This window comes from Leptospira interrogans (assembly GCF_900156205.1).
In the GTDB taxonomy this organism is placed as follows: domain Bacteria; phylum Spirochaetota; class Leptospiria; order Leptospirales; family Leptospiraceae; genus Leptospira; species Leptospira interrogans.
This window is the reverse complement of record NZ_FTNA01000014.1, coordinates 1-26,269: the sequence shown is the minus strand read 5'-3', so window position 1 is coordinate 26,269 and position 26,269 is coordinate 1. Positions and strand designations below refer to the sequence as shown.

At 38.3% G+C, this 26,269-nt stretch carries 15 protein-coding genes and 3 pseudogenes; 6 read left to right on the top strand and 12 right to left on the bottom strand.

Translation table 11 applies throughout. The annotated features are described in order from the left end of the window. Positions 1-101 precede the first annotated feature (101 nt). Positions 102-290, top strand: coding sequence for an Imm7 family immunity protein (locus BW942_RS12250; protein WP_001119565.1), 189 nt, complete (start codon positions 102-104; stop codon positions 288-290). A 145-nt stretch (positions 291-435) separates the two neighbouring features. Here BW942_RS12250 and carB read toward each other — a convergent pair whose 3' ends face one another. Together carB and BW942_RS12240 are read right to left on the bottom strand one after the other, a co-directional pair. Next, complete coding sequence (carB, locus tag BW942_RS12245; protein ID WP_001137995.1) at positions 436-3,756, bottom strand: carbamoyl-phosphate synthase large subunit; 3,321 nt, start codon at positions 3,754-3,756, stop codon at positions 436-438. Positions 3,757-3,882: 126 nt separating this feature from the next. Beyond that, on the bottom strand, positions 3,883-6,447 hold the full coding sequence (locus BW942_RS12240; RefSeq protein ID WP_000847257.1) for a sulfatase-like hydrolase/transferase: 2,565 nt from the start codon (positions 6,445-6,447) through the stop codon (positions 3,883-3,885). Positions 6,448-6,452: 5 nt separating this feature from the next. Between BW942_RS12240 and BW942_RS12235 the strand changes: the two genes are divergently transcribed. Both BW942_RS12235 and BW942_RS12230 read left to right on the top strand, forming a co-directional pair. Next, a complete protein-coding gene (locus BW942_RS12235; protein ID WP_000636526.1) occupies positions 6,453-6,635 on the top strand; it encodes a hypothetical protein in 183 nt (60 codons plus the stop codon). A gap of 286 nt (positions 6,636-6,921) precedes the next feature. Continuing rightward, positions 6,922-7,020 (top strand): annotated as a pseudogene (locus BW942_RS12230) (integrase core domain-containing protein); the annotation flags it as partial. A gap of 1,078 nt (positions 7,021-8,098) precedes the next feature. On the opposite strand, the gene BW942_RS12220 reads toward BW942_RS12230, so the two are convergent. Together BW942_RS12220 and BW942_RS12215 are read right to left on the bottom strand one after the other, a co-directional pair. Next, positions 8,099-8,614, bottom strand: a complete 516-nt coding sequence (locus BW942_RS12220; protein WP_001257915.1) for a crossover junction endodeoxyribonuclease RuvC — start codon at positions 8,612-8,614, stop codon at positions 8,099-8,101. Between the two features lie 1,017 nt (positions 8,615-9,631). Then, the gene (locus BW942_RS12215) at positions 9,632-10,381 is read right to left on the bottom strand and encodes a YebC/PmpR family DNA-binding transcriptional regulator (protein ID WP_000014140.1); all 750 of its coding nucleotides are present in this window, start codon (positions 10,379-10,381) and stop codon (positions 9,632-9,634) included. Positions 10,382-10,567: 186 nt separating this feature from the next. Between BW942_RS12215 and BW942_RS12210 the strand changes: the two genes are divergently transcribed. Further along, positions 10,568-11,179: a Tll0287-like domain-containing protein gene (locus tag BW942_RS12210; RefSeq protein WP_000019011.1), complete on the top strand. Its 612-nt coding sequence runs from the start codon at positions 10,568-10,570 to the stop codon at positions 11,177-11,179. Positions 11,180-11,731: 552 nt separating this feature from the next. Here BW942_RS12210 and BW942_RS12205 read toward each other — a convergent pair. Then, positions 11,732-12,286, bottom strand: coding sequence for a hypothetical protein (locus BW942_RS12205; protein WP_000569939.1), 555 nt, complete (start codon positions 12,284-12,286; stop codon positions 11,732-11,734). Positions 12,287-12,358: 72 nt separating this feature from the next. Here BW942_RS12205 and BW942_RS12200 point away from each other — a divergent pair, with 72 nt between their 5' ends. Both BW942_RS12200 and BW942_RS21795 read left to right on the top strand, forming a co-directional pair. Continuing rightward, the gene (locus BW942_RS12200; RefSeq protein WP_000568657.1) at positions 12,359-12,652 is read left to right on the top strand and encodes a hypothetical protein; all 294 of its coding nucleotides are present in this window, start codon (positions 12,359-12,361) and stop codon (positions 12,650-12,652) included. A 60-nt stretch (positions 12,653-12,712) separates the two neighbouring features. After that, a pseudogene (locus BW942_RS21795) lies at positions 12,713-12,922 on the top strand (integrase core domain-containing protein); the annotation flags it as partial. Positions 12,923-12,946: 24 nt separating this feature from the next. Here the strand turns inward: BW942_RS21795 and BW942_RS21985 are convergent. The 7 genes and pseudogenes from BW942_RS21985 to BW942_RS12165 form a co-directional block, all read right to left on the bottom strand. Continuing rightward, entirely contained in the window at positions 12,947-13,069 is a 123-nt protein-coding gene (locus tag BW942_RS21985; protein WP_016688676.1) for a hypothetical protein, read from the bottom strand. A gap of 449 nt (positions 13,070-13,518) precedes the next feature. Continuing rightward, entirely contained in the window at positions 13,519-14,061 is a 543-nt protein-coding gene (locus BW942_RS12190; RefSeq protein ID WP_000927895.1) for an Ig domain-containing protein, read from the bottom strand. A 319-nt stretch (positions 14,062-14,380) separates the two neighbouring features. Then, positions 14,381-15,190, bottom strand: a complete 810-nt coding sequence (locus BW942_RS12185) for an Lp29 family lipoprotein (protein WP_000474070.1) — start codon at positions 15,188-15,190, stop codon at positions 14,381-14,383. A gap of 91 nt (positions 15,191-15,281) precedes the next feature. Then, entirely contained in the window at positions 15,282-16,088 is an 807-nt protein-coding gene (locus tag BW942_RS12180; protein ID WP_000444130.1) for a hypothetical protein, read from the bottom strand. Beyond that, a pseudogene (locus BW942_RS12175) lies at positions 16,052-18,217 on the bottom strand (hypothetical protein); the annotation flags it as partial. The pseudogene BW942_RS12175 and the gene BW942_RS12180, both read right to left, overlap by 37 nt. Before the next feature lie 198 nt (positions 18,218-18,415). Next, positions 18,416-19,090, bottom strand: coding sequence for a laminin-binding protein Lsa27 (lsa27, locus tag BW942_RS12170; protein WP_000734508.1), 675 nt, complete (start codon positions 19,088-19,090; stop codon positions 18,416-18,418). A gap of 12 nt (positions 19,091-19,102) precedes the next feature. Then, on the bottom strand, positions 19,103-26,269 hold a 7,167-nt coding region (locus BW942_RS12165; protein WP_244552889.1), incomplete at its 5' end, for a TIGR04388 family protein.

Below are 26,269 nucleotides of genomic sequence, written 5' to 3'. Positions count from 1 at the left end.
TTTATAAACATTCAACGGACAAATCTGCTTGACTATGTCGGGATTGTTCAATCACAGATCGGCTTTAATCATAGACATTTTTTAAAAAATTTCGGACATTATTGCCCGGTTCTTACGGGCTTCTATATATCCAGGATGAAGAAGATGACAAAAATGAAATCGATCACTCCAATGAATTTGTAGTTTGGAAATTAGCAAGAGGCCATTTGAACCAAGAAAAGGATCCTTTTTTATCTCCGTGTATTTCTTCGATTGAAAACTCTTTTGATCCATTAAGAGCAAATCTTTAATCTTTCACTGTGGTAAGCTCTTTTTTACTTTCAAATTTTATAGAATACATTTTTTATATACGCGGGCCGATTTTTTTGCTATCCAAAATCCTCAGATTCACTTGAAAATAATTTAGTATATTATTAGATCAAAATATACTAAATTTTAAAGAATCTTAGGCATCGCGTGGATTTCTTGGAGAGAATGAATTGTAAAACCCTTATTTTTCATCTCCACCATTCCTTTGATGAGCGCCTTAGCGGCATTAGACGTAGTTAGACAAGGCACTTTAAAACGGATCGCCGCTTGGCGAATCGTAAAACTATCGTCTCTAGTAACTCTGGAAAGAGGAGTATTTATAATCAAATGAATTTTATTTTCTCGGATGTAATCAAGCGCGGTTGGAAATATCCCATCATAAACCTTATTGATCTTAGAAGAAAGAATTCCATTGTCTGAAAGAAATTTATGAGTTCCCGAAGTGGCTATCAAATTAAAACCTAATTCCGAAAGATCCTTAATATAAGAAAGAAGTTCAGCCTTCGTTTTGTCGTTGATGCTTACAAAAACGGTCCCTTGAGAAGGAAGCTCATCTCCCGCCATGTATTGAGATTTCAAAAATGCTTCTCCTGCGGTGGAAGCGATCCCCATCACTTCCCCAGTAGAACGCATCTCAGGACCTAAGATTGTATCTACTCCCGGAAATTTATTAAACGGAAGAACTACTTCCTTAACAGAAACCTGAGAGAATTCCATTTCTTTCGGAAGAGGAAGGCTTTTTAAAGATTCTCCCATCATAATTCGAGTCGCATATTTTACAATCGGATGACCAAGCGCCTTAGATACAAAAGGAACGGTTCTAGAAGCCCTGGGATTTACTTCTATAATATATAATATTTCATTTTTAACTGCGTATTGAATGTTGATAAGACCTTTAACCTGAAGTTCAAGTGCAAGATTTACCGTAGCCTTACGAATTTCATCCATCATATTTTTGGAAAGTGTTTGTGGAGGAAGGACACAAGCAGAATCCCCACTATGAATTCCGGCTTCCTCGATATGTTCCATAATTCCGGTAACAAAAACTTCCTTTCCATCACAAAGAGCATCTACATCGACTTCAATCGCGTCTTCTAAAAAGGAATCGATCAAAAGAGGCCTGTCCTTGGAAATTTCTTCCGCCTTTTCCATATAACGATCTAGTTCTTTCTCTTCGTTGATGATGAGCATAGCCCTACCACCTAGAACATAACTAGGACGAACTAAAACCGGATAACCGATCTTATGAGCGATCTCCCTGGCCTCTTCCATAGAAGTAGCGATTCCACTTTCGGGAGAATTTAGTTTCAATTTTTCTAATACTTCTACAAAACGTTTTCTATCTTCCGCACGATCGATAGAATCCGGACTTGTTCCTAAAATTTTAACTCCCTTTTTTTCCAGATCCTTTGCAAGTTTAAGAGGAGTCTGACCTCCAAACTGAATGATCACACCTTCCGGTTTTTCATTTTGATAAATTCGATAAACGTCTTCCAGAGTCAAAGGTTCAAAATAAAGACGATCCGAAGTATCATAATCAGTGGAAACCGTTTCTGGATTAGAATTGATCATAATCGATTCAATGCCTAGATCTTGGAGCGCGTATGAAGCCTGACAACAGCAGTAATCAAATTCGATCCCTTGACCGATCCGATTTGGACCTCCTCCTAAAATCATTACAGATTTAGCGTTAGTCACATCGGACTCGTCTTCTTCGTCGTAAGAAGAATAAAAATAAGGAGTATACGCTTCAAATTCTCCAGCGCAAGTATCGATCCTTTTATATACGGGAAGAATTTTTTTAGAACCTAGTTCGACTTCGATTTCTTCTTCCGACAGTTTTAAAAGATTTTGAATTTCAGTTTTTTTCAGATCTACTCTAAGATTTCCATCGAGTAAATCCAAAATCTGTTTTTTATTTTTAAGAAACGAGAGCTGACGATTTGAAAATCCAACTTGTTTCATTTTATAAAGAATCGAATTTCCTTTTTCGGAATATTCCTTTTCCAATTTGAGAAGACCTTCCATCTGCCACAGAAACCATCGATCAATTTTACACAAATCGTGGATTTGATCCACGGTATAACCCTCGTCAAATGCAAGTTTGACGTAAAAAATACGTTTGTCGTTCGGGCGTTTTAAATGAGAATCAATCCATTCTTTTCTTTGATCATTATTTAGGCTTCTAGAATATAATAATTCTTGAAAGTATCCGTCAGAGCCAAAACCGTAACGATCAATTTCTAGAGAACGAAGCGCTTTTTGAAAACTTTCCTTGAAAGTCCTTCCAATCGCCATCGCCTCCCCGACTGCCTTCATTTGAACTCCCAACGTATCGTCTGTTCCTGGAAATTTTTCAAAAGCAAAACGAGGCACCTTAGTCACTACGTAGTCTATCGAAGGTTCAAAAGAAGCAGGAGTGACACGAGTAATATCGTTTTTAATTTCGTCTAACGTATATCCAATGGAAAGTAACGCTGCAATTTTAGCGATAGGGAAACCTGTCGCCTTAGAAGCGAGAGCCGAAGAACGGGAAACCCTAGGATTCATTTCGATTACGATCACGTCTCCGTTTGTTGGATTTACCGCAAATTGTATGTTAGATCCTCCAGTTTCTACTCCGATCTCACGGATAATCGCGATCGACATGTCTCTCAAGTTTTGATATTCTTTATCGGAAAGAGTTTGTTGTGGTGCAACCGTGATAGAATCTCCAGTATGAACTCCCATAGGATCTATGTTTTCTATCGAACAAATGATCACCACGTTATCCGCAAGATCACGCATCACTTCGAGTTCAAATTCTTTCCAACCCAAAACGGATTCTTCTAAAAGAACCTGACTGATCGGTGACGCCTTAAGACCTTTAGAAACAACTTCTTCGAAGGTTTCTTCGGTATAGGCAATTCCACCTCCCGTCCCACCGAGAGTAAACGCCGGTCGAACGATCAAAGGAAGTCCGAGTTTATTTTTGATTTCAACCGCGTCTTTAAGATTATTTGCAAGTCCGGATGCAGGAACACGGACTCCTATTTTTTCCATCGCCTTTTTAAAAAGTTCCCTGTCTTCTGCCTTTTTGATCGCGTCTACTTTGGCTCCGATCAATTCTACATTATATTTTTCTAAAATACCCGCAGAGTTACAAGCAAGTGCAAGATTAAGAGCCGTCTGACCTCCGACCGTGGGAAGAATTGCGTCCGGTTTTTCTTTTTCCAGAATTTTTTGAACGACCGGAACCGTCATCGGTTCCACGTAAGTAGCATCCGCGAGATCCGGATCGGTCATGATCGTAGCCGGATTTGAATTCAATAAAATAACGCGAATCCCTTTTTCTTTCAGAGCTTTGGCGGCTTGAGTTCCAGAATAATCGAATTCACATGCCTGCCCAATTACGATCGGGCCGGAACCCAGGATGAGTACGGAACGTATATCTTCTCTTCTAGGCATATTAAAATACAGGTTTTTAATTCAACCCTATCCTTCAAGCATCAATTGATTGCTTTGGCTACAAATTCGAGAGTCGTTAAATGTTTCAAAAATACTATAAACCCAATCTATAAAGAAAAGAGAATCTTACAAAGGAAACAAATACTCTCCTACTTTCTTAAATTTTCCAGAAGAGATCAAAAACGATATTAGGGAATCTTTTAAAGTAGAACACTCCGAGTTAGAAAGCGGCTTTACGTTCCAAGGATCGTTGATCCTATCATAACAACGCCAAATCACTCCGTCTTCGGAAGGAATATAAATCAATTTGCGGTTAGAATTTTGAAACATTCTATGTTTGGAAACGATGATACTTTCCTTTGCGTAAGAATCTCCGATCGAAATAAAAGGAAGCTCCCCTGATTCAATCGAATGTAGATGAAGAATGCTAGGATAAAAAATTCTTTCCTTTTGAAAGAAATGATCTCCCAAATCGCTGAACCAGATTCCGGTTTCTCCATATACGTTTCTAGAATCCTTCCAAGTTGTAGAATTCAAAGCAAAAGAAAGGTCTCTTCCAGATCGACTAGAAAGTTCTTTCAAAAATTGATTTCTAATAGAAGGATCTTGGATTTCTTTCGATACGAAAGTTAAAAGTGTAGGGAACAAATCTAAAGAACTACTGATTCCGGAAAATCGAATTCCGGCTCCCAGATTTTTTGGTAATTTAATCAAAAGAGGAATATGAGTTACACCCTCTCCTCTTAAATGTTCTCCATGTCCGTGGTTATGATCCGCTTCAAACAAGGATTCTCCATGATCGCTCGTTAAAACAATCAAAGTGGAATCGTAAATTCCTTTTTTTTTCAGACGTTCGACGACCTTCCCGACCGTTTGGTCAAAAGAATAAATCGAAGCTTGAAAAAGCCCTCGAATTTGTTCCTTATCTTCTAAAGAAGGTTCGGAAGAATCACCCGGATCTACAAATTTAAAATATTTAAACTTTCCGTAATATTCTGAATTTGTAAAATTCTTATAATGTGGGTACGGCGGACTAAAAGGGAAATGTGTTACCGAAGAAAAAAATACGGTAAAAAATGGTTCTTCATTTTTTTCAAAACTGTTCCAAAGATCCGGAAGTATTTTAGAATCGTCTCCCAAACTAGGGAGTCCTCGAATCGCTGGAAAATATTCCCCCGCTCCCGGAACAGAACCAGTCACAATCGGAAGTAGAAAGATTTGAGTTTCTAAAATTCTTTGAGAAGTAAGAGTTCCTGCATGAAAAATAGGCGCCTGGACCGATCGAAATCCCCAATCAGCTCTTGGAAAAATATCTCCTGCAAACGAAGATACCACGTTCGTTTTATATCCAAGTTGTGACAATAGTTTTGGAAGTGTTTTAAAAGTAAGTCCTTCCCGATCCTTTTTATCCGGAAACATATCCTGAATTCCATGTATAAAACTGGGTTGCCCCGTTAGCAAATCAGCCCAAGCCGGGAAGGTCCGAGGAATTGTTGTATGATGATCTTCGAATATTATAGAATCTTTAGATAGAAGATCTATATTAGGAGTCATCCCTTCTTTGCCTTCTGCATATCCCATTTTATCATAACGCAGACTATCCGCGCTCAGAATTAAAATGTTAGGAAGATTTAAAAAAACGGGTGAAATTTCCGTTTTAGTTATAGATCTTGCGTTCAACAAAGAAACAACCGCAAATAAAAAGGAAATCGATCCGATCAACATTGAAACTTTGATATTCCTAAATAAGAATACGGTTAAACAAGCGAAAGAAACGATAAAAATTCCGATTCCATTTTCCGAAAAATAAAAATAAATTAAAAAAAGAAGGAATAAAAGAAATAAAAACGTTCGAGTTCGATTTGGTTTTTCAAATACTTTTTTTATTTCTATATTTGGCAAAATAATTTGATTTTCGAATATTCGAGTAAAAAGATAAGCTAATGTAACAATAAATATACCGAGCAAACTTCCCAAAGAATGAAAATAGACAAGAAAAATACAAACAAAAAGTAAAAATATAAGTTTTATAAATTCTTTATTTTTGATCAATACAATAGCATGAAAAAGGACACATATACATAAAATTGTAAGCGCGATTGACTGCGGGATCCTAGGATGAATTTGATCCGTTAGTAAAAATAGAAAAAAACGCAAAAACCCAAATCGATAGAAAAAAAATTCCCCATATAACTGCGGATAAACGATAATAGAATGACACCAAAGAAGAAAGATAAAAATCCCAAAAACCAAAAGTTCTTTAGAAAAGAAAAATCTTCTTTTACTTGTAGGATTTTCGTTCGACAGTGTAGCTTGTAGTTTAGTTTTAAAAATTATATTTTTATAATTTAAAATTTTTGATTGAATCGTATTTTCTTTTTTAGCAAACTGATCTACTGAGTTTTGTTGAAAAGACGTTTGGTCTTTATCCTCTGTATTAAAAGCCGTTGTAATGAGTAAACCCAAAATTCCAAATAAAATACCATTCGCGATTAAAGTTTGGATATAATCTTTTAAGAATAAAGGCAGAAAAGAAAAAAATAGATACTTAAATTCGGAAAGATCCACTCCCATGATTTGAAAGGATGAATTTAAAATTAAAGTTACTATTGAAATCCCCATTCCGATCGCAAAAAATCGAAGATAGATTAAAACATTATGATTTTTAAATATACTTTGAAAAGTTTTCAAGTTATTTGATTGTCTTATCCGAGTTTTTATACGGACTCCTCTTTCAAATTTTATTTTCTGATTCTTTTTTACGTGAATTTGTAGAAGACAAAAGTTTCACTGTAAAATCAAAATTTGTGAGAGTTCCCACAGATTTTGTCGCTTTACTGATTTTTAAACACTCATTTTTTATAATTCAGTTCGTATGAGTTCCCACATTTTATTTTTTGCGGTAAAATTAGGTTTCGTAGAACAAAATCTTATATCAAACTCTCATGTTTTAAGTTTTACCTAAAATTGATCCTACTGCGATTTATCATAGAAACTGTTTTCGTCTCTCAAAATGTGGGAACTACTGCAAGAATTCAGTAATAAAAACCATTGTAAAAAAGCCATTCATAATCAAAACTACATAATCCGTGGGAACTACCACATTTTACTAAGTATTTGATTTTAAGTTTTTGAAACAAACTTAACAAAACCTACTCGTTTTATCGCCTTATCGAAGAATGGAGAATCTTCTACAATTCAGAAAGGTCGCATAGTTCACTCGAAGGCCTGACTCCGAAGGAATATTTAAGACGATCTGCTTAAGAGAATTTTACACATTGTATTAGCACTAAATTTGGGGGCATGTCAGACTTTCACACATTACACTGGTACTAAAAACAGGGTATATCAAATCCCAAAAAACGAACTTACTTATAACTAATGTAAACGGCCATGATTCGTTTTCTGAAAAAAATTGATCTAAACTTTACAAACCGATTTTTAAAATGTGGGAACTACCGCATTTCACGATTTTATAAACAAATTCTAAAATTGTAGGAATTCATACTTTGAGAAAATCCTTTCTCAACCAAACTCAAGTTAGAATAGATTTAAATTTTGATTATTACCGCAAAACAGGGCTTATGCAAAAATCTGACTAGACGATAATTCTTTTTGTATTTCATAGTAGTTCCCACAATTTTCAAAGTGTAACTGGTAAATCCACGATTTGTGAGAGTTCTCACATCTATTTTTTTACGAAAAAATTACCTAGGATAAAACTGATTTCTCACGACCGAATTTACGTTCAACTACTGATTTCAATAAAACTGAGTATCGAATATTCATCACAAAATGCCGTTTAACATAATTTCTGTATAATCCAATGCGAAAGCGATTGAAAAGCAGAAGAACTCAGTAGAGTCTTTCAAACTCAACATCTCACTTCCGGAGCTCAATGCATCGTTCCTGAATGCCGATCCTTAGAGTGGCATTCGCTGAATTTTTCGGGTCGCGCTTGAACTTAGTAAAACGCCTCCTAAACTCAAATCTCACTCCCCGTCGAGCACCAATAGAAGCAAGACGTTGAGTTTCCGGGCGCGAGATAGGTCGCGTTTTACGTCGCTCGACGGATCGAGTTTTAACTTAGCAGAACGCTCTCTATTAGATCGCGTTCTAAATTAAAACTAAAAACGAAATATCGCATTACGTTTCTTTCATACAGTTTATCGATTGGAGTTGAAAGCGCGGTCCGGCGACGCAGGATTTGTTCAGATTTTTTTACATAGAATTCATATTATTGAAGTATAAACTATTTGAACTGGGTATTTTATTATGTCTTTGAGTAAAATCAAAAGTCAAACTATTGACAAAGTTGAATAAAAGAGTTTGAAATTAAGCTCTATCGAAGTTTAGATAACAAAGGGCTAGAACTCATTGAAAGCCCAACGTAAGCCGCAGCAATTGCGTCCCAAGAATCGTCGTGTCCTTTTAACAATTCTACGTTTAAAAGAAGTTTTAAAGCATGACGAATTTGTTTTTTATCCGCAGTTCCGCTTCCAGTGGTTCCTTTTTTGATCTGAGAAACAGTAGGTTCTAAAATTCGAATATTCAGTTCTGCTAAAGTAACTAAAAGAACACCTCTAGATTCAAACACACGAGAAGCCGTTTTTTTATTTTTGGCAAAAAACATTTCTTCCACGGAAGCAATGGAGGGATTAAATTCTTCTAGAATTTCCCTAAGTCCCTTTCGCAGCATCAAAAGATTATCAGGGCTAGGAGTTCCAGAAGGAACTTCTACGGTTCCATAATTTAAAATTTTGATTTTAGAAGCGTTTTTTTCTAAAACCGCATAACCAGCTCTATGTGAACCAGGGTCGATTCCTATAATTCTCAAAGAACTACTACTCGAACGCATGAAAATAGTATCCAAAATCAACGACCATTTTTGTAAAGATCCGAAAGTGCGTAACAATTGCGTCTAACACGGAATGATTTTCTTTTTTGAAAGATGTATCACATTCTAAATTTTGAAAAAAGCTCGTCATAGTATTATTTTATATACCTGAATAATTCTTTTTAACATAAAAGAATTATTATAAAATAAATTTTTAATTTATTAATGCTCATAAATTTACAATTTCCGATAGAGTTTTAAGATCTCAGATCATATAATAGATTACCAATATTTTGCATTCAAACAGTATTTTGTAATAAAAGTCCGGGAGCCTCAATTTCATAAATATCCGAACAACTTCTAAAAAACAGTTGCCGATCAAACTGTATAAATCGCCGTTTTACAACCATCACAAAAATGAAAAAATATCTTATAAAGGTTTTCTAAATTTATCTAATTGTTTTTCATAAGTTCTTTTGTAATTTATTTGCCGACCAAGTTAGTCCTAAAATGCAATATCACATTTTACTTGAATTTATCAAACTACAAACAAAACAATCAGCCCTGTTCTTTAAACTGGGATCGCAATAGCTCCCACATTTAGACTTTTACTGTAAAATCAATGATTATAGTTGTTGAAAAATTCCATAGCGATGGTTAACAAAACTGCTTCAATCGACTATTTCATAAAATAGAAATAAGATGGAGAATTAATTTTTCAACAACTCTATTATAGGAATTTCCGACATTTTTTAATTGTATCTAAAACATCGAAGAAGCATTATTCTGTGGGAATTCCCGATTTTTTTTAAACTTACAGTACAACTTCTATACCGAGCTTTTAATCAGAATTCTTTTCAATTTATTTCCGGGAAAAATACTGGAAGAGCATCTTTAAAATTAAAAAACCGTCCCGTTCGGATCTAAAGTTGCAAGCGAGATAAAAAGTGTAGTTGAAAAATTCCATAATTCAGATTAATAAAATCGCTTTAATAAAACCGACAGAAACGGAAAATCCATTTTTCAAAAATTCTAAAATCATTCAAATTCTTTTTCAAGAGAGCTTGCCAACTCAAAATTGGAAGTCACAGAAGTCACGTCATCATGCCCATCTAGTTGATCGATCAACTTCATTATTTTTTCTGCAACTTCCTTATCTGCAATTTCAGAACTCACCAAAGGAATATAACGTATTTCCGATTCTTCCGACTTAAGTCCTTTCTCATTTAATGCGTGTAAAACGGTTTCATAATTATCGGGAACACTAATCACACGATAGACGTCACCTTCATTAATCACGTCTTCCGCGCCTCCACCAACGGCAACATCAACGAGTTCATCTTCGCTAATTTGAGAAGATTCTAAAACGATTACTCCTTTTTTCTCGAAAAGACGACTAACGGATCCAGAAGTAGCGAGAGATCCCCCTAATTTTGTAAGAATACTTTTGATCTCAGGTGTGGTTCTGGACTTTTTATCTGTCACCGCAGAAACCATAATCGCAATTCCACCGGGACCGAAACATTCGTAAAGACATTCCTCGTATGTGACACCTTCTAATTCTCCGGTTCCTTTTCGAATAGCCCTTTCAATATTGTCTTTGGGCATATTCACAGATTTTGCTTTTAAAATTGCAAGTCTAAGTCTTGGATTTCCTTCCGGATCCCCTCCGCCCATCTTTGCAGCTACAGTAATTTCTTTTCCCACTCTTGTAAAAATGGCTCCACGTTTGGAATCGATCGCGTCTTTTTTACGTTTGATCGTAGCCCATTTCGAATGTCCGGACATGATTGCTTATCCCCTACTTTGAATAATTGAATCAAACTGAATGATACTTTCCAAAGATCAAAAAAAAGACATCCTGTCCATCCTTTTCATGAACCGACTACCCCGAATTCCTTCATTCATGAATTTGAAGAAGAAAATAATCTTAAAATCCTTTTCAATCATCAAGGGAGAAATTATAATCATTCCATGAGTCATCTTTCTAAATTTTTTCAAAAACAATTTCATGTTTTTTTCTCGTATAAAAACAATCTAATAAAGTTATTGTCTATCTTTCTTTTCTTTCAATTCTTTACGGTCTGCGATGCAGGACAAAATGCAGAAAAGAAAGAAATTTTACTTCGATTAATCTCAGAATTTCAAATCGATTTACAGAAAAATTTAGAATCCGCAATTCGAACGAAGGGAGTCGTTGGCGCAATCGATGTCTGTAGAACAATTTCCCCTGAAAAGGAAGCTGCCCTAAAAACAGAATTTCCCGGAATTCTTATAAGAAGAGTTTCCGAAAAACCTAGAAATCCGAATCACCAACCTGATACCTGGGAAACCGAAATTTTTAATCAGTGGAAAGAATCTCAAAAAAAACAGAACACACCTTATACTGTTATTTTATCCAAAAACACAGAAGTTCGGATTCTACAACCGATCATTCTTCAAAACCCAACCTGTTTACAGTGCCACGGCAGTCCTAAAGATATAAACCCAGAGGTATCAAAAAAAATCGCTGAGCTTTATCCTAAAGACCAGGCAAAGGGTTACAAATTAGGAGAGTTAAGAGGAGCTTTTTCTGCAATTTGGTAGTATTTTATGAAATACTTATATTCCTTTTGTTTAATGTTTTTTTCTACACGAAAAAACGTAAAACGGTACAGATAAAAAATCATAATCAAAAGTAAGAATTATATTGGAAACTTAGGCGATTTTGGATTTTACATTGTGAATTCTTAGAGGCTTGTCCCCAAACCGTCCAATGTGGGAGCTATTTAACGACATTAGAGCTGCTCGAAAGTTCGCAAATTGCCAAATGCAACCTGTCGAACAACCCATGGGGAGTGAGACGCTGAGTTTCACAGAGCGACCATAGAAGCGATTCATTGAGTTTCAATGTGTTTCGTATTTTGAAATTCCAAACAATCACAGTTGAAGAAGGAGGTTTCTTTCTTCATCTTTTAATATAAAAGTTTCTCTTCTTTCAAAACTCAATTTAGGAAATTAAAAGATCTTTTTCAAATAAAGAAATTGAAGGGATAAATTCGAGTTTCTAAATCTAATTAAATAAGGTTGTCAAGATCATAAAATCCATTTCTTTTAGAACAAAACTGTCAGGTAAATACTGTTACTGTAACCATTTATTTATACTAAAACTTCGCCACTAAGAGAAAACTTATATCGCCGATGATCCCAACTCTTTGCGTATATAATATCATTTTCTATTTTAAAAGTATCACCTCCTTTAGCAGTAGTAAATATATCGGAACCTGAATGTTGCCAAACTATATTACCGCTGGTATTGATTCTAGTAATTTCAAGTTCTCCATGAATTATAAACCCATCCGAAATCTTATAAATCCCGAAACAACATGCTGAGTCAACTTGAGAGATCCACAACAATTCAAGTGATGGAATACCTAAACAAAAAATAGAATCACCTACACATAAAAGCAATGTAATATCATCAATTACATAACAATGCTCATGTAAACCGGAAGCGCCTCCGTTATTTAATAAAATTGCCTGCGCATCCGATGTAAAAATTCCGAATTGTGTAGAAGCATAGTAATTTTCATCATTTGCTTTGTAGATATAATCATATAAATGTAAATTATCTTCAGAGCCAACTTGAAAGCTACGATCGTCTATTATTTTTATTTTTCCATGCTTGGTTTGCAATTCAAGTATCTCAATCATAATTAACCTGGCTCTATTGTTACAGCATTCGAAAAACTAATCGCTCAAGTAAACATCTCTTACTCAAACAGTATGATCGAAGCTGTAAACAAGAAAATGAAATATGAATTTCTGTTTCCTAAAAATATAGTTTCATTTGAGGAAGTAATCGACACTCTTAAAATCGCTGTACCTAAATACAACTCAAGACCAAGTGGCGTTTTATTCGGTTTTTCTCCCCAACAAGTTTTAAACGGAAAAATCCCAAACAAACATCGATTTATCGAACAAATCAAAAAGGCCACTGCAATGCGGCCTAATATCAACAAACAAGATCTATGCGATCCTTGTTCCGATATAGCTTCTATTTCAAAGAAAAAGAAATAGTAGGCTTTCAGATTCAATCACCGGTTAACTTCAAGGTACCGGTGATTTTTTATTTTCAATATGAAATCAAATACAAAATCATTTTATCATTTGACTTTTTCAAGCTGCACTACGGATTTCCGGACTCCGCTTTCTACATTTGGTGTGGGTTCTGCACTGCTTGGAATCAAACACAAAAAGACTACCCGTTATTCTCCTTGGCAAAATTGTTATGCAGAACGCTGGATTAAAACATGTAGAAATGAATTCTTAGATTTCTTCATTCCAATCAATCAGTATCACTTGGAAAAAAACTTAACCGAGTTTGTTCATTTTTACAATCATCACAGAACCCCATTTGGCCCTGAACAAAGACAGTCCTGTTTCATCCCCTGTTCTAAAACCGCCTCCGGGTGCAAAGCTTGGTGCTACTCCCATAATCGGCGGTTTGTATCACACCTATTCTTACAACAAAGCCGCTTAACTTTAGTAAGCGTTAAGACATTTCGTCTTGTTTCAAAACTACTTTGTCAAATTAGGTCAGATATCTCACGTCTTCACCTTAACTTTTTTCTCGAAATATTGATTTAAAAACCTATTATTTAGTCTTTTTGAATGTCGTTTATAATCAAAACAGAGACTCAGTCGATCCAAGCCTCTGTTATATTTATCGAAGTCTCTGTGATTTTAATTTATGCGAGGCTCACGTATTCTTTTTTTCTAATTTAATACTTATTTATATATTCTAAAACTAGAAACCCGCCACATATAAAACCGTCCAATGCCCTTATTATAATTCTTACTAAAGTCTTTTTCGATGTCCGGATTTTTGAACATTGATATTTAACTTTAACCGAGAAAACATACTGAACAAAATTTATTTAAACTTAATACGTACATTCTGGATCAGAAAGGCAACGAAACCGACTGGAATAACAGCTTTCGGAAGCGCCACAGGAATAAGGATTCGAACCATTACATCCAGGAGCGTTATTAATGGAGTCCCCAACACAAACGTTACCATCAGAATTTGCGAAAATTTCAGGAATCGAAATAGAAACTATCTTAGGTGAAATTCCAGGTGAATTCGTATTACTAGCAGTTATCGTAAAATTAATTCTCACTGTGCTAGTGTTAGTAGGAGTTCCTGAAATTATTCCTGTTTTGGAATCGATTGTCAAACCAGCAGGTAAAGCAGGTGCTACAACAAATGAATTAGGCTTTCCCCCAGTTATATTAGGTTTTCCCAATTCTTCTGGAAGAGGACGATCTATTCCCAAAAACTTATTGTTTAATGAATACGTGAGGAATATAGGACCCGATCCTCCGCCAGATCCGCTTTGATTTGCTATTAACAACAAAGCTAACAATGCCTCATCTTCATGATGTTTCGTTTCACATCCGAAAACAAAAAACAATACCAACAACATACATATCCAAATCTTCAATTTCATTCAACCCTTCCTTAATTTATAAAAATTTAATTTAATTTCTTGTTATATACATGGATTACTTTTAAAATCCGTTTATTAATTTTTAATAATATTCTTTTCTTTATCTTAAAGTTACCGTTCTTAATATTTCCCAAATCCATTATTTAAGCAAAACACCCCTCACCCGCCCGCTTTCTTTGAAAAAGCGGGCATTTTTTTGGGAACTCAATCCCTCAGAGTCGCCTTCTTGTAAAAAGTCTCGTCTTTAAAGTTCCGATAGAAGATTCGGCCACTCTTAGGAGCCTGGAAATTGTTATCATTTATTAATAACTTCCAATATTTCATTTTCAACAACAGGTTTTATATTTTTATATGCGAACGTCGGAGTTGCATTCAATCCCCTCTTCAACCAACAATGCATCCTACCATAAACCGCGCATTCCTTCGGGTATGGGGTTGCCCATACCGCATGATACGTCGAATACGATGCATCTATATTTAATTCTGAAATCTTGTCTAAATTCTTATTATATATAGCAATCCTAAGGTTATTCTCTATTTCAAACCAAGATGGAATGATACCTAGGGTTAACGTCGTCACCATATAATTAAACCCACTTATGAAAGCCCAACCCAAATTCTTACTGAACTCGAACCCTGGTTCAAGTTTACCAACTACGTAATAATCCAAACCAAAATCCTTTAATTTCATTTCCTGACTTTCACCTGTCGGAAACTGAATGATATTTTCTAACTCCTTCTTGGCCGACTCCTTAGTATCGTCCTGTACAAGGTCTGCCATATACCAATTGACTAAGTTTTCAATTTTAGTTTTAGAAATATCTTTGCGGAATCCATTAGACTTCATATCTGAAGTCGACATTCCTACATCCTCATGAAACCTAAGTCTAGCAGATGAATCCAATACTATAGGATAACGGCCGTTGTCTCCGTCATACGCAGAACGGTATGACAAAAATCCAACAAAGCCAATCTTCGCATGTTTTTTCATCTCCTTACGAGGAGGTGCAATTTCAGGTTCAGCAAGATTGTAATGTACTGCACATGAAAATACAAACAAACTCAAGATAACCATTATTATCAATTTAACTGATTTTTTAAACATCTTTTGTTCTTAATCTATTTACTTCTTGAACCATTTATACACTCATCCAAAAATATATGTAAAAACCTTAATATGCTGAAGTTAATTGCCTTCAGTCCCTCAAAGTCGCCTTCTTGTAAAAGGCCTCATCTTCCGAGTTCCCAATCTCTGAAATACAAGTATGTTCTTTGTTTTCTTTGCCTTCAATCACCGACTTAATTTCAATTGCTACTAAAACAAATGGATGACCCACTCGCGCTAAACCTTTTACGTGCTTTAACATTTCTTTGTATTCTGGCATTTCAATCTTTTGGTATCCAGGTTCTGCACTCAACTTGACCGATTGTTTTCCCCAGTAAATGACACTACTGAAAATCTTACCACCCGCTTGTGCCGCTCCTACTTCCAATGGAAGTAAGTAGTGAACTACGATTTCAGAAGGACGGGAAAACGATTCGAAATTCTTTCTAAGTCCGTTTGCTCCGGGAAGGATATAAAAGTAACCTTTGTTTTCTAAATCTGCATACCCCATGACCACCTCTCCGGTTCCAGGAACTCCCTCGCACCAAAATGTAGCTTCTTGATCATCATGGACCTGATATGCATTGAAAGCACAGGTCTTCTTAGCCCAATCATTTTGGCTCATACCAGATGGTTTCGTCTTAGGAGGCGCATTCAAAGGCATAAACGAAGTTTGCCAGTCCATTCCGCTCGCAGGCTTTCTCACACCTTGCGAATAGAATCTTCCATCCACTGAGTCTAAATGTTTTAGCTTATTCAATTTCTTTAAACTAGCATTGCTCTTTTTCGAAAAACAATCTTCTAACGTTTCTACTTGAGAAAAAACAGGGCTACTACTCAGTAGCCCAACCATTACGAATATTAGAAAAAGATACTTCCGCCATTTTTTGGATTCCATTTCATCCCCCATGTTTTTTGAATTCTTTGAATCTCTTCCTCAGTTGTCTCTAAGTTTTTACGTAACTCATTCAACTTTTGTTCCGATTCCTGGCGTTTCTTCTCGTCACTTGCGTTCTTTACAATATTCTCAAGTGATCGAATCGAAGAAGTTAAGTTAGACTGACTCTTGTTCAACCCAGGGAAAGAAGTATAATCTTTCAAATACGTCTTTCTTTCCGTATCTGTCATCGGATTTCCAGCCTTCTTAATCACGTATCCGTAACCAAGTGCGTAGTCTTGGAACTTGTAATGGTTCATCTTTCCGTCATGGCTTGCATATTTCGTATTTGCGTCTCCATACGAATCATTGGAATACCAACCATCCTTGTCTTTTCCTACAAAAGTAGCTACGTGACCGCCCTCAGTAAAATCAGCTCCCGATACTACAATATTACCCTTTTCTAATTGTTTGGTAATCCAAGCATTCAAATGTTCTTCTTGAAATTTCAATTTGAACTCTCTAAGCTTTTGTTTGTAATCTGTCTTCGCTTTTTCGTAACCAGCGGAATCATTAAAGTATTGATCTTTGTCCGGCGCTTCCGGTCTGTCCTTGCCCCAAGCAATCAAAGCACCTTCGTTTCCAGGTGGAACTTCAAATCCCAAAGGTTTTAACACTAAATCTGAAATCTCTTGAATCGACATCTCAGAAGGTCTTGGTTTGTGTGGTAACATCTGACCCGCTTCCGCTACCATTCTTGTAATCATTACATTCAATTTTCCGTATTGATTGATCTGTTCCGGGGTCATCTTGAAACCTAACGACGCTAAGACGGTCGCAGGGCCATGAGACTGACAAGCACTTTCATCTAATACGTCCCCCGACTTACTTCCCGGCAACGAATACAATACAGGTTTACCGTTCTTGTCTCTTTGACCTAAATAAGACTGGTCTCTTTGGGTTTGGGTTAACGAACTGATATTCATAAAGCCTTCGTTCGCCAAACTGACTAAACTCGCATTTCCATTGTATTTCTCTAAGTTACCAGAGCTGTCTAACAATGGTTGAATATTCTTTTCTTGGAATATTTCTTTCGCTCTCTCTAAGTAATACTTAGGGTTCTCTGCAAACGTCGGATAGTTTCCGGCGTGGTCTTGATCCGGGATTTCGTTTCCAAAGCGATCAAAACGTTTTGTATCTTCTGCTACCGTTCCCTCCGATTGTACTTGTACCATTTCAATCGTTTTAATCGGTTTACCCTTTTCATCTTTGTAACCGCTGTTTACTTCTTCAAAAGAAATTCTTTCACTCTTCCCATTCTCATTTTGTAATGTAAAGAATGTGACTTTTTCTTTTGTGTTTTTAGTTTTTACGTTCTCGGTTACCACAGTCTCTTTTACGTAACGTTTGCCGTTCACCTCTATTTCGTCTAATGTGTTTATCTTAGACAATCTCTCTTTCGAACTCAGGTTCGTATTTGAAATCAAGTTTTTCACTTCGTTCAAATCGCTTCTTTGAACAGGGCCCTGTGGGTCATTCGGTTTAATCGTTACTTTTTCATTCGGATTCGTTTCTACAGTCGCCGGCTTGTCTCCACTCAGCTCCGTCAAAAACTTACCGTTCGCATCAAACACTTTCACACTTTCTTGAGGGTTTCCTAATACGTTGTTCCACGTTAGTTTCTGCTTGATCTGACCGCTGTCCGTTACACTAATCGCTTCTTTTACTCCAGGTTTGTATTCTCTTTCAAAGTTTACTTCACCCGTTTGGTTATTTACGTTTCTTTGATACGTTTTACCTTCCCAAGTCAATTCTTTCGTCGCTGGGTTGTCTTTGGATCTCAACTTGTGGATCGTTTCGTTTTCAAATCGACTCAGTGTCGTAGATACAGTCATCGGCTTCGACGCTTTCAAGTCTAGATTCTCTAATTCGCTGTGTAACTTCGCATTGTCCTTGTCAAAAAGCGCGGCCACTTGGGTCTCATGTGTCTTCTTCTCGTTTCGCAGGTGTGTCAGTTCAACCTTTTGTTTCTCCGTTATCGCATGCGCATCCGCTAACTTCTCCAAGCGATGAAGCTCATTTTCATTCTTGAACGGTACTACTTCTCGGTTGATGATCGTGGCCCTTTCTTTCTCCAAGTTCTTCTGCATCGCTATCATATCGTTACGACGTCTTTCCAGTTTAGGAAATAGTGGTTAGATGTTAAAAAAGGGGAAAGCCTTCCCCTCGCTTCATGCAGAGCTTGCTATTTTTCTAATTTAGAAATGTTTAATCGTTTATTCAAGCTCTGCATTACGCCACCCCTTCGCCGGGATATTAATTCCGTCTCCAAAGCCCGGAACCCTATATTACTGTTCTCCTTGACCCGGATGACTACTTTCAAAATCCTTTAAATACTGCTCTTCTTCAGGGCTCAAGATCGGACAATGATTTACAAACGCATCGATCGAAAAGCCTCCAAATTCACCCTTTCGGTTCATTAAACCCGCGAAAACCAACACATGACTGTTTTCTAATGTCAACTTTCCTGTCTGGCCCTCTTTACGAAGATATACTCGGTAACGCATGTCCTTGTTCGATGTTCCGTCTTTCAAAACATCCTGGTTTGCTTCCATTGGCTCAATTTCATACGACACAATCTTGTCCTTGAACAAAAGATCGTAATCGCACCAAGCCTTTCCTTTCTCAAAGCTTTTTTTCCAAGCTTGATCTGTTTCATATTCTGAAGGAAGGTTGTGTGCTCTTTGAAGAGATCTAGTAATTCCTGAATTAGAAAGCGAAACGAGTACAAAAGCTCTCTTCTTCTCGATCCCTTCCTTCAGTTCTAGAAGATCTTTCATCAATCGTTCTTTCGCAATGTCTCTTGCATTCAAACCAATCGACTTAAACTGATCTTCCGCTTTCTTGTCACTTCCGCCTAAGTATTTGATCCCATCCGCCAACTGTTCTTCCTTAGGCGCACAAGAAAAAACAAAGCCGATGGCAAAAAGGAAAAGAATATTCGTATATTTCAGTTTCTTCATATATTGACCAACCTACTTCCTCATACCGGAAGGTGCCATCACTTTCATAAAATATTGTGGATTGATTAGGTAATGGGTGATATTTTTGTTCTTGTCTCTCACGACTTGGTAAAAAGCCGGACTGACTCCATTCGGTTTTTCATAACTAACTACACTCATATGCAAGTGTGCTCCTGTAGATCTTCCACTCGTTCCCAAGTTTCCGATCTTTTGTCCCGGCTTAATTGCATCTCCTGCTTTGACTAAATCTCCGTTTTCGTAACGAGGGGCAGAATCAAAATGTTTGTATTGAACCTCATACTTGCCCGCAAACGGTCCAGTTAACGTAGTTTCAATCGCCAAACTGTTTCCGGACGGATGAACTGATCCAGGATTTCTACGAATGTCTTCCGGTACCAATGCCAATTGTGCTGGGGTCAGTTCAATCGGTGTTTTGGCATTCGCCATCGTATAAAACTTGCCGTTGTCCGTTATCACTCCCACGGACCTTGTCGCTTCAAACAATGGTTCACCTTTGCTCAAACCAGGATTTGCTTTTCTGTATTTTGAATCCATCTCTCTCAGTTGATCCGCCGTATATGAATTCCCGGAAGTATCATAATAACCTCCGTTGCGAGTTTTGTTTCCATTTCCATCATACAATGGTTCCGAATACGCAATTCCCTTTTCTTTCAAGTGACTTGGCATTTCTCCTGGGATCGTGATCGACAATCCTTTCGTTGGTGGGTATTTTACCTTTCCTTCCAATACCGAATTGATTCTTTCACCCTTCGGGCCTCCTACATCCAATCCGATATGATCGTTCGAATGTAGGTAGGATCCCACTACTTCTTGGTTGCTGTATCCGCCTTTACCAAAGTGAGAATTTACCGATATTGTTTTTCCTTCCGGATTCCCTGCTGGGTTTTTCAGAGCTGTACTAATCGGTAGATCTCTTTCCCGTTTGTGACTGTCTCTGTCGTCTGCATGCGTTAGATATTCTTCAATTTGATGTAACGCTTCTTCTCTTTCTTTGCCACCGGCTCGGAGAGCAGCTGTAAGATCATCGTCTCTAGAACGATCGAATGATTCTTTAGAGCGTTTTTGGTAATCTGTTATCTTTTCATATAACTTCTCAACCTTCTTCACATCACCTAACGCTTCGTAGTGTTTCACTTGTTCTTTCAAACCATCTACGATTCTTTCAATCGCTTGGGGTTCTCCTGCAAAGCTGTCCTTCTCTCTCAGTAAAAACGCATCCAAAGGTTCATCCGCTTTTCGCACCGGTTTGTATTCTAAAAAGTTTTTGTCCAGTTGTGTCGTTCTGTCGTTAATCGTTTTAATTTCTTTGTTTAACTTGTCATACTCTGCTTTGTCTTTCTTCGGATCTAACTGACTCAGTCTGGTTTCCTTAGCTTCCAATCCTTTCATCAAGTCGTTTCGATCATTCGCAATGGATATTCTCTCTTTGCCAAACACCGTTTCCAAGTTGTTGTGCATCGTACTTGCGTCCTTGTCAAAAAGCGCGGCCACTTGGGTCTCATGTGTCTTCTTCTCGTTTCGCAGGTGTGTCAGTTCAACCTTTTGTTTCTCCGTTATCGCATGCGCATCCGCTAACTTCTCCAAGCGATGAAGTTCATTTTCATTCTTGAACGGTACTACTTCTCGGTTGATGATCGTGGCTCTTTCTTTCTCCAAGTTCTTCTGCATCGCTATCATATCGTTACGACGTTTTTCCAGTTCTGGAGTCCGCTTGTAAGGTTCGTTCGGATGTTCCTTGTTCCATTGCGCGTAACTCTCCGCTTCCAAATGGTTCTGTTTTACTCGGATGTCCGCTATCTTACTCGTAAATTCACCCAATTTCTTTTGTGTATCAGGCTTGATCCTGTCTCCCATCGCCTTCAACTTCTCGTCATACGTTACCTTGTGTTCGTTCGGATTAAACGCGTCTTTTTGAACTAAACCGTGTTCTACAAGCGCAGCTGCATATCTTGGATCGTTTCCGTGTCTTTCTTGCACCAGTTTCACAAGGTCTGCTTTCGCTTGGTTCGATCTCTCGATCATCTGTCTTCCAATTTCGTTTTCTTTGATCTTGTGTTGTGCCAACCTCTCGTTACTGTCTTGGATCGCGTTCTTGAGTTTAGTATGTTCATCAATCCCAGTTATGTGCCCCGCCATCGCCGCTATGTAACCTTTGATCGGACTTCCACCTAACATCCCCATTCCGTGACCCGTATTCATTAAACCCGAATTCAGTCCGTTCGAGTTTACCCACTTCGTTACCGCTTTCATCTGATCCGGCGTAAAACCTCTTACCGGATCTACACTCTTCAATTGTTTACGAAGTTCTGATACACCTGGAATCTTGTCGCTGTCTGGATTGTGGATTGCATTCAAAAACTCGCTGTTGCGTCTTTTGTTTAACTCTAAGCCAGCTTCCGCTTTGTCTCTTTGTAACGTAATTGCATTCGATTCTGTCTTTAAAGATTCCCTCAGTGCGTTTGTTGCTTTTACTTCTCCATCCAACTTCACCGCTCTTTGATACACTTCGTTACCGGTTCCGCCTTCAAGTCCCGCAAACTGTTTCGCTACATCAAACATATCTTTAGAAAGGTTCTTGATTTTGCTAAACACTGCTTCGTGCTCTTTCGAATAGTTATGAACTACATAACCTTTACCGGTCTCACTTCCACCGACTACGTAGGTATGATTGTCTTCTACTTCTAAGTTGTAAACTTTTGTAGGCTCTGTGTTGTAGTAGTAGATTCCTGTAACTTGTCCCCAACTTCCGTCGGATCTTAATACCTGATCTTTTAAACGTAGGTCTTCTACTTTCACCCATTCGCTTTGAGTAGATAGTGAATAGTTACTAGGGGCGAGAGTCTTCGAGACGTTAGGAGTTAGTTGGGACGTTTCTAATATATCTCTATTTTCTAATGCAACATTTCTGGAATGTTCTACAGAATGGTTTTCAAATCCTCTTTGTATTCCGCTATCTCCATAAACTGCACTGGAAAAACCAACTGCACTTTGTCTTTCGTTTCTATTCGATTCCGACTCTTGGGTCGCTCTATATCTTCTAAACGGGTGGTTCCAAGTTGTATGAATTTCTTCTTCTCCGTCAAGCTCCAGGAAGAATAGTTGGGGAACCTCGTGTACGAAGGTCTCGGTAACTCTTTTGTTCTCAAAAGTATTTGTATTCTCGTTCCAAGAACGGACTATATCACCGATTTTAATTTCTTCGATATTTGCAAACTCATAGTCTTCAGAACTAAATTCGTTCAAACTGGCCCCATTCGAAGTGTTTGATACATTAGTATTTCCGTATATTTTAATATTTTTGTTTTTTAGTTTTGTTACTTTGGACCCAGCCGTAAAACAGGTGTCTAAGTGAAAAACCCCTTGTTTATCAACCATCTTAGAGCCGTCGTTTGTAAATCCAAAACTCTGAGCTACGTCTCCCATCAGTCCAGTTACAAACTTACCAAACGTAGAAGTCGCACTCTTTCCTTCGTTAAACTTGACTTCAATTCCTGATCTTTCACCGGCCCTACCTACTTCGTCCTTCCACTTTTGTAAACCTTCTGGAGTCTGAGACATTGCCTCTTTGTGCGCATTCCATTTGTCTAATAATTTCTCTGGATCAGCCTTCTCCATATCGATTCCACCCTTACCGTCTCGAGGTAGAGCTGCGTCTATCTCCGCTTGTGTAAACAATGGCTTATCCATCTTCATGCCCAAAGATATCTCTTTCATTAAGATCTCCATCTGGTTCCTTTGATGGTTCTCGGCTGCATTGTGAGCCGCTAAACCTTGGTTAAACTCATTCTGAAAGTTACTGTTTAATGTAAGTGGCTGGAACCCATGTGTATTCGTATCGTAGTTCAACGTTCCGATCGTCGCTCCTTTCGGACCTTGTACGCTTAGCCCTATCACTCCATCATTGCCAAAATCTATTGTCGCTCCGCCGCCTCGTAACGCTTGCGGTACCAGTGTATTACTATCGTTGTTGTATGACGCCGATACACCTGCATGACCATTCTTACTCGCTGAGATGCTAATATTCGCGTTCGCCCATTTCTTACCGCCTATCTTGTCAAAGTCGTAGCTCGCGTTCGCTGTATAATCTCCACTCTTAAAGTTGTAATCCAGTCCAAGTCCAAGTTTGTTCGTAAAGTTGGTGTTTATGTTCATTCCCAAACCAGCATCCGCGTTGTAACTCATTCCTAAACTTAAGTTACTCATCTTCATCACTGTCGCAAATGCTTTCATTGCTTCACCTAACGGTAATGATTTGGCTCCTGCTATGTTGGCGCTTATTCCGCCTCCCCAGCCGCCTTTTACTTCATGTTGACCCGTTAACAAGTTCGCATTCTCGTGTTTGTTATACGTTACATATCCGGTTACCGGTGTTTTGACCCCCATCGTGACCGCAGAGATAACTCCGTTAACCAACGCCGATAAGACGCCGTTCGTTCCGTTGATACTACCCTCTACTCCCATACTTACAGCCGTGCTCGCAGCTAACGCTAGTATCTGGCCGTTGGTTAGTCCCGTTGCTACTACCGTGGACACTCCTCCCAAAGACGCCGTTGTAGTCGTTCCTGTTTGCACCGCGACTGTCGAAAACCAACTGGTGGTGCCTCCTGCCGCTGCTCCTGCAGTACAGTAGATCGCTACTGCCGCTGCCGCTACTTGTACAATCATTTGCGCATCTTTGAGTCTTTGTTCTCTCGCCGCTTTCTTCGCTTCTTTCTGGTCTATATGATTTTTTAGTAATAAACCTAGGTTATGCGCCGCTTCTTTGTCGCCCGGAAGATACATTTCCCCTATAATATCAAACAATTGGTTACGCATCTCGCTTTCTATATGAGCTTTGTTGATGATACCTTGCTGCGCTCTGGCTTTGACGTCGGTTGACGTCATGTCATTGAAAAAGTTATTTCCTTGTTGATACATAGAGTGACGGAACGTATCACTCTTTGGAGAAATAAAATGCCCGATATCTCCTACCGTTGTGGTCACCCCTTTCACTGCCTTTGCAAGTAAGCTCGTAATCGCTCCACTAAACACCGTGTTATCTACCCAGGTTACAATCGGTACCGCTCCCTTACCGCCCCAAAAACCGTTTCTATGATGCAACTCACTCTCGGCTTGTTTGCGGGACACAAACTCAGTCGTCATCTTCACCCAATTTTCCGTAACCGCCGGATCCAGATGCAGATCGTCTCCGACCGCTTGTACAATCGCTCCGTAAGCAGCCACATCGTTGGCGGCGGCTTGTTTGATAATTTCTTTCCCTTCTCTATGTTTTAATAAATCAATCCTTTGTTGTACACCTTTATCGTAGGTATGTTCGTAACCGTGACTTGTTAAACCGGTTTCCTTCGATACGTGCGCTAATCCTTTCAGTATAACCCCGCCAATTATTTCACCAAGAAGAGCTTCAACTGTATTCAATACTCCACGAACTACACCCCCAACCGCATTTAAAGAATACGCTCCGGATCGCATCCCCAGCTCTTCTTTAACCGACTGCATTCTCAAATGACTCACCACTGCTTGACTTATCGCAGCGCTTGTCTCCGGTGGTAACCCGTTTGCCTTTCCTATTTGTTGAATACCAAAAGCATACGTTTGATATTTAAAGTCCTTCCAGTCTTGAACCGCCCGTAACTTTTTCGCATTCGGACCTACATTAATAGATTCTAATACTTCTCCAACGCTTAAGAATTTAAGATCGGACCTGTTAAGAGCCTCTGCCATTTCGTGTATCGCATGATTGATTCCTAAATTTTGAACCGCAAAGGAACCTTTTTCATGTCGGGCCACTTCGCGTGTCATAAGAGCGCTGGACAAAAACGACGCCACTTCCGGAGAAAAATCAAACGTGTTTACAAGCGCCGTTGCCATCACATCTTGCACCGCTTGGTGTGCTTGTTTTGTTACCCAAGAACTGGTCGACATTCCGCCGTATAACACCGCTTGCGCGTAATCTACAATCAAATTTGCAATCTTTACTTTATTGCTTACGTCTTGAGATGCTATCGACGCATTATGATCGCTTTCCATCTGTGCATTTTTTACGTCGTAAAACAGTCCATCCGTGTATTTATTGGATGATAAATATGTACCTACATTTTGGAACGTCGTATTAACTAACTCCCCGATCCCGTTGTCTCTTCCGTCAAAAATGTCTCCTAACCTGGACGCACCCCTTCCCAACAAAAGCGCTTTCGGATTCGGAGGCGTGATCGTAACCACTCTATCGTCTTCGTTATAACAGTACGAACTTGATTGTGCAAAATCCGCACCACATTGACTTGTAGTTCCGTTGTAAATTTTTCTATTTGCAGTAATTGTTCCGTCTGAACCGATCGTTACACTTTCGTATTTGTTTTCTATGTATTGATTACAGTTGCCGTTCATTAAATTTTTTCCACAGCCTTCCTTGCTTTGGATCCAATCTCCAACGGTCATCTGTTTTTCTACACCGTCCTCGTCTTTAAACATACGGATATTTCCATTTTCGTCTAACACGTATGTGGTGGAAATTTCTTCCCCCGAATATTTGTCCTTGGTTTTGATAGTCTTGGTTTTGAGCCCGTGCGCTTCCATCAGGTCCTGTTGACCGTTTTGCGTAAACTGCTTCTCGTTCCGCATCGAGTCAGCTACTCCCTGCATGTAACCAAGAATGTTGTCCATCAAAGCATTGTTAGTTGATGACAACAAAGTCAAATTAGACACTCCCGTAATCGCCCTGCTCATACTCGAGCCGAACGTGCTTAACAATGAAAAATTAGGAATTCCTCTATCTGCGTTTCTATCTAAGTTATTTAGAATATTCGAAAATCCGTCACCATACTGCATCGTGTCCGTCGAATTGGATATATTCGATTGTAACTGTCCTTTGTTCAAACCCGCCAAAATCTGTTGAGTCAGCTGTCCGTAGTTACCTTGTCCTTGACCATTTTTTAAAGCGTTGGAAGCGGCATCAAAAGCGCTTTGTGCTTGTTGTTGCAATTGACCCATTTGTGCCAGCCAACTCGATTCTTGACTTTGTATGTCTTGAACCCCTGAATTATACGCATTTTGTGCGTCCGTTATGGCAGTCTGCATTTGTGTTTGCCAATTCGCATACTGTGCGTTATACGAAGCGACCTGTGCAGTCCAGTTCGTGATCGACGGCATAACGTTTGT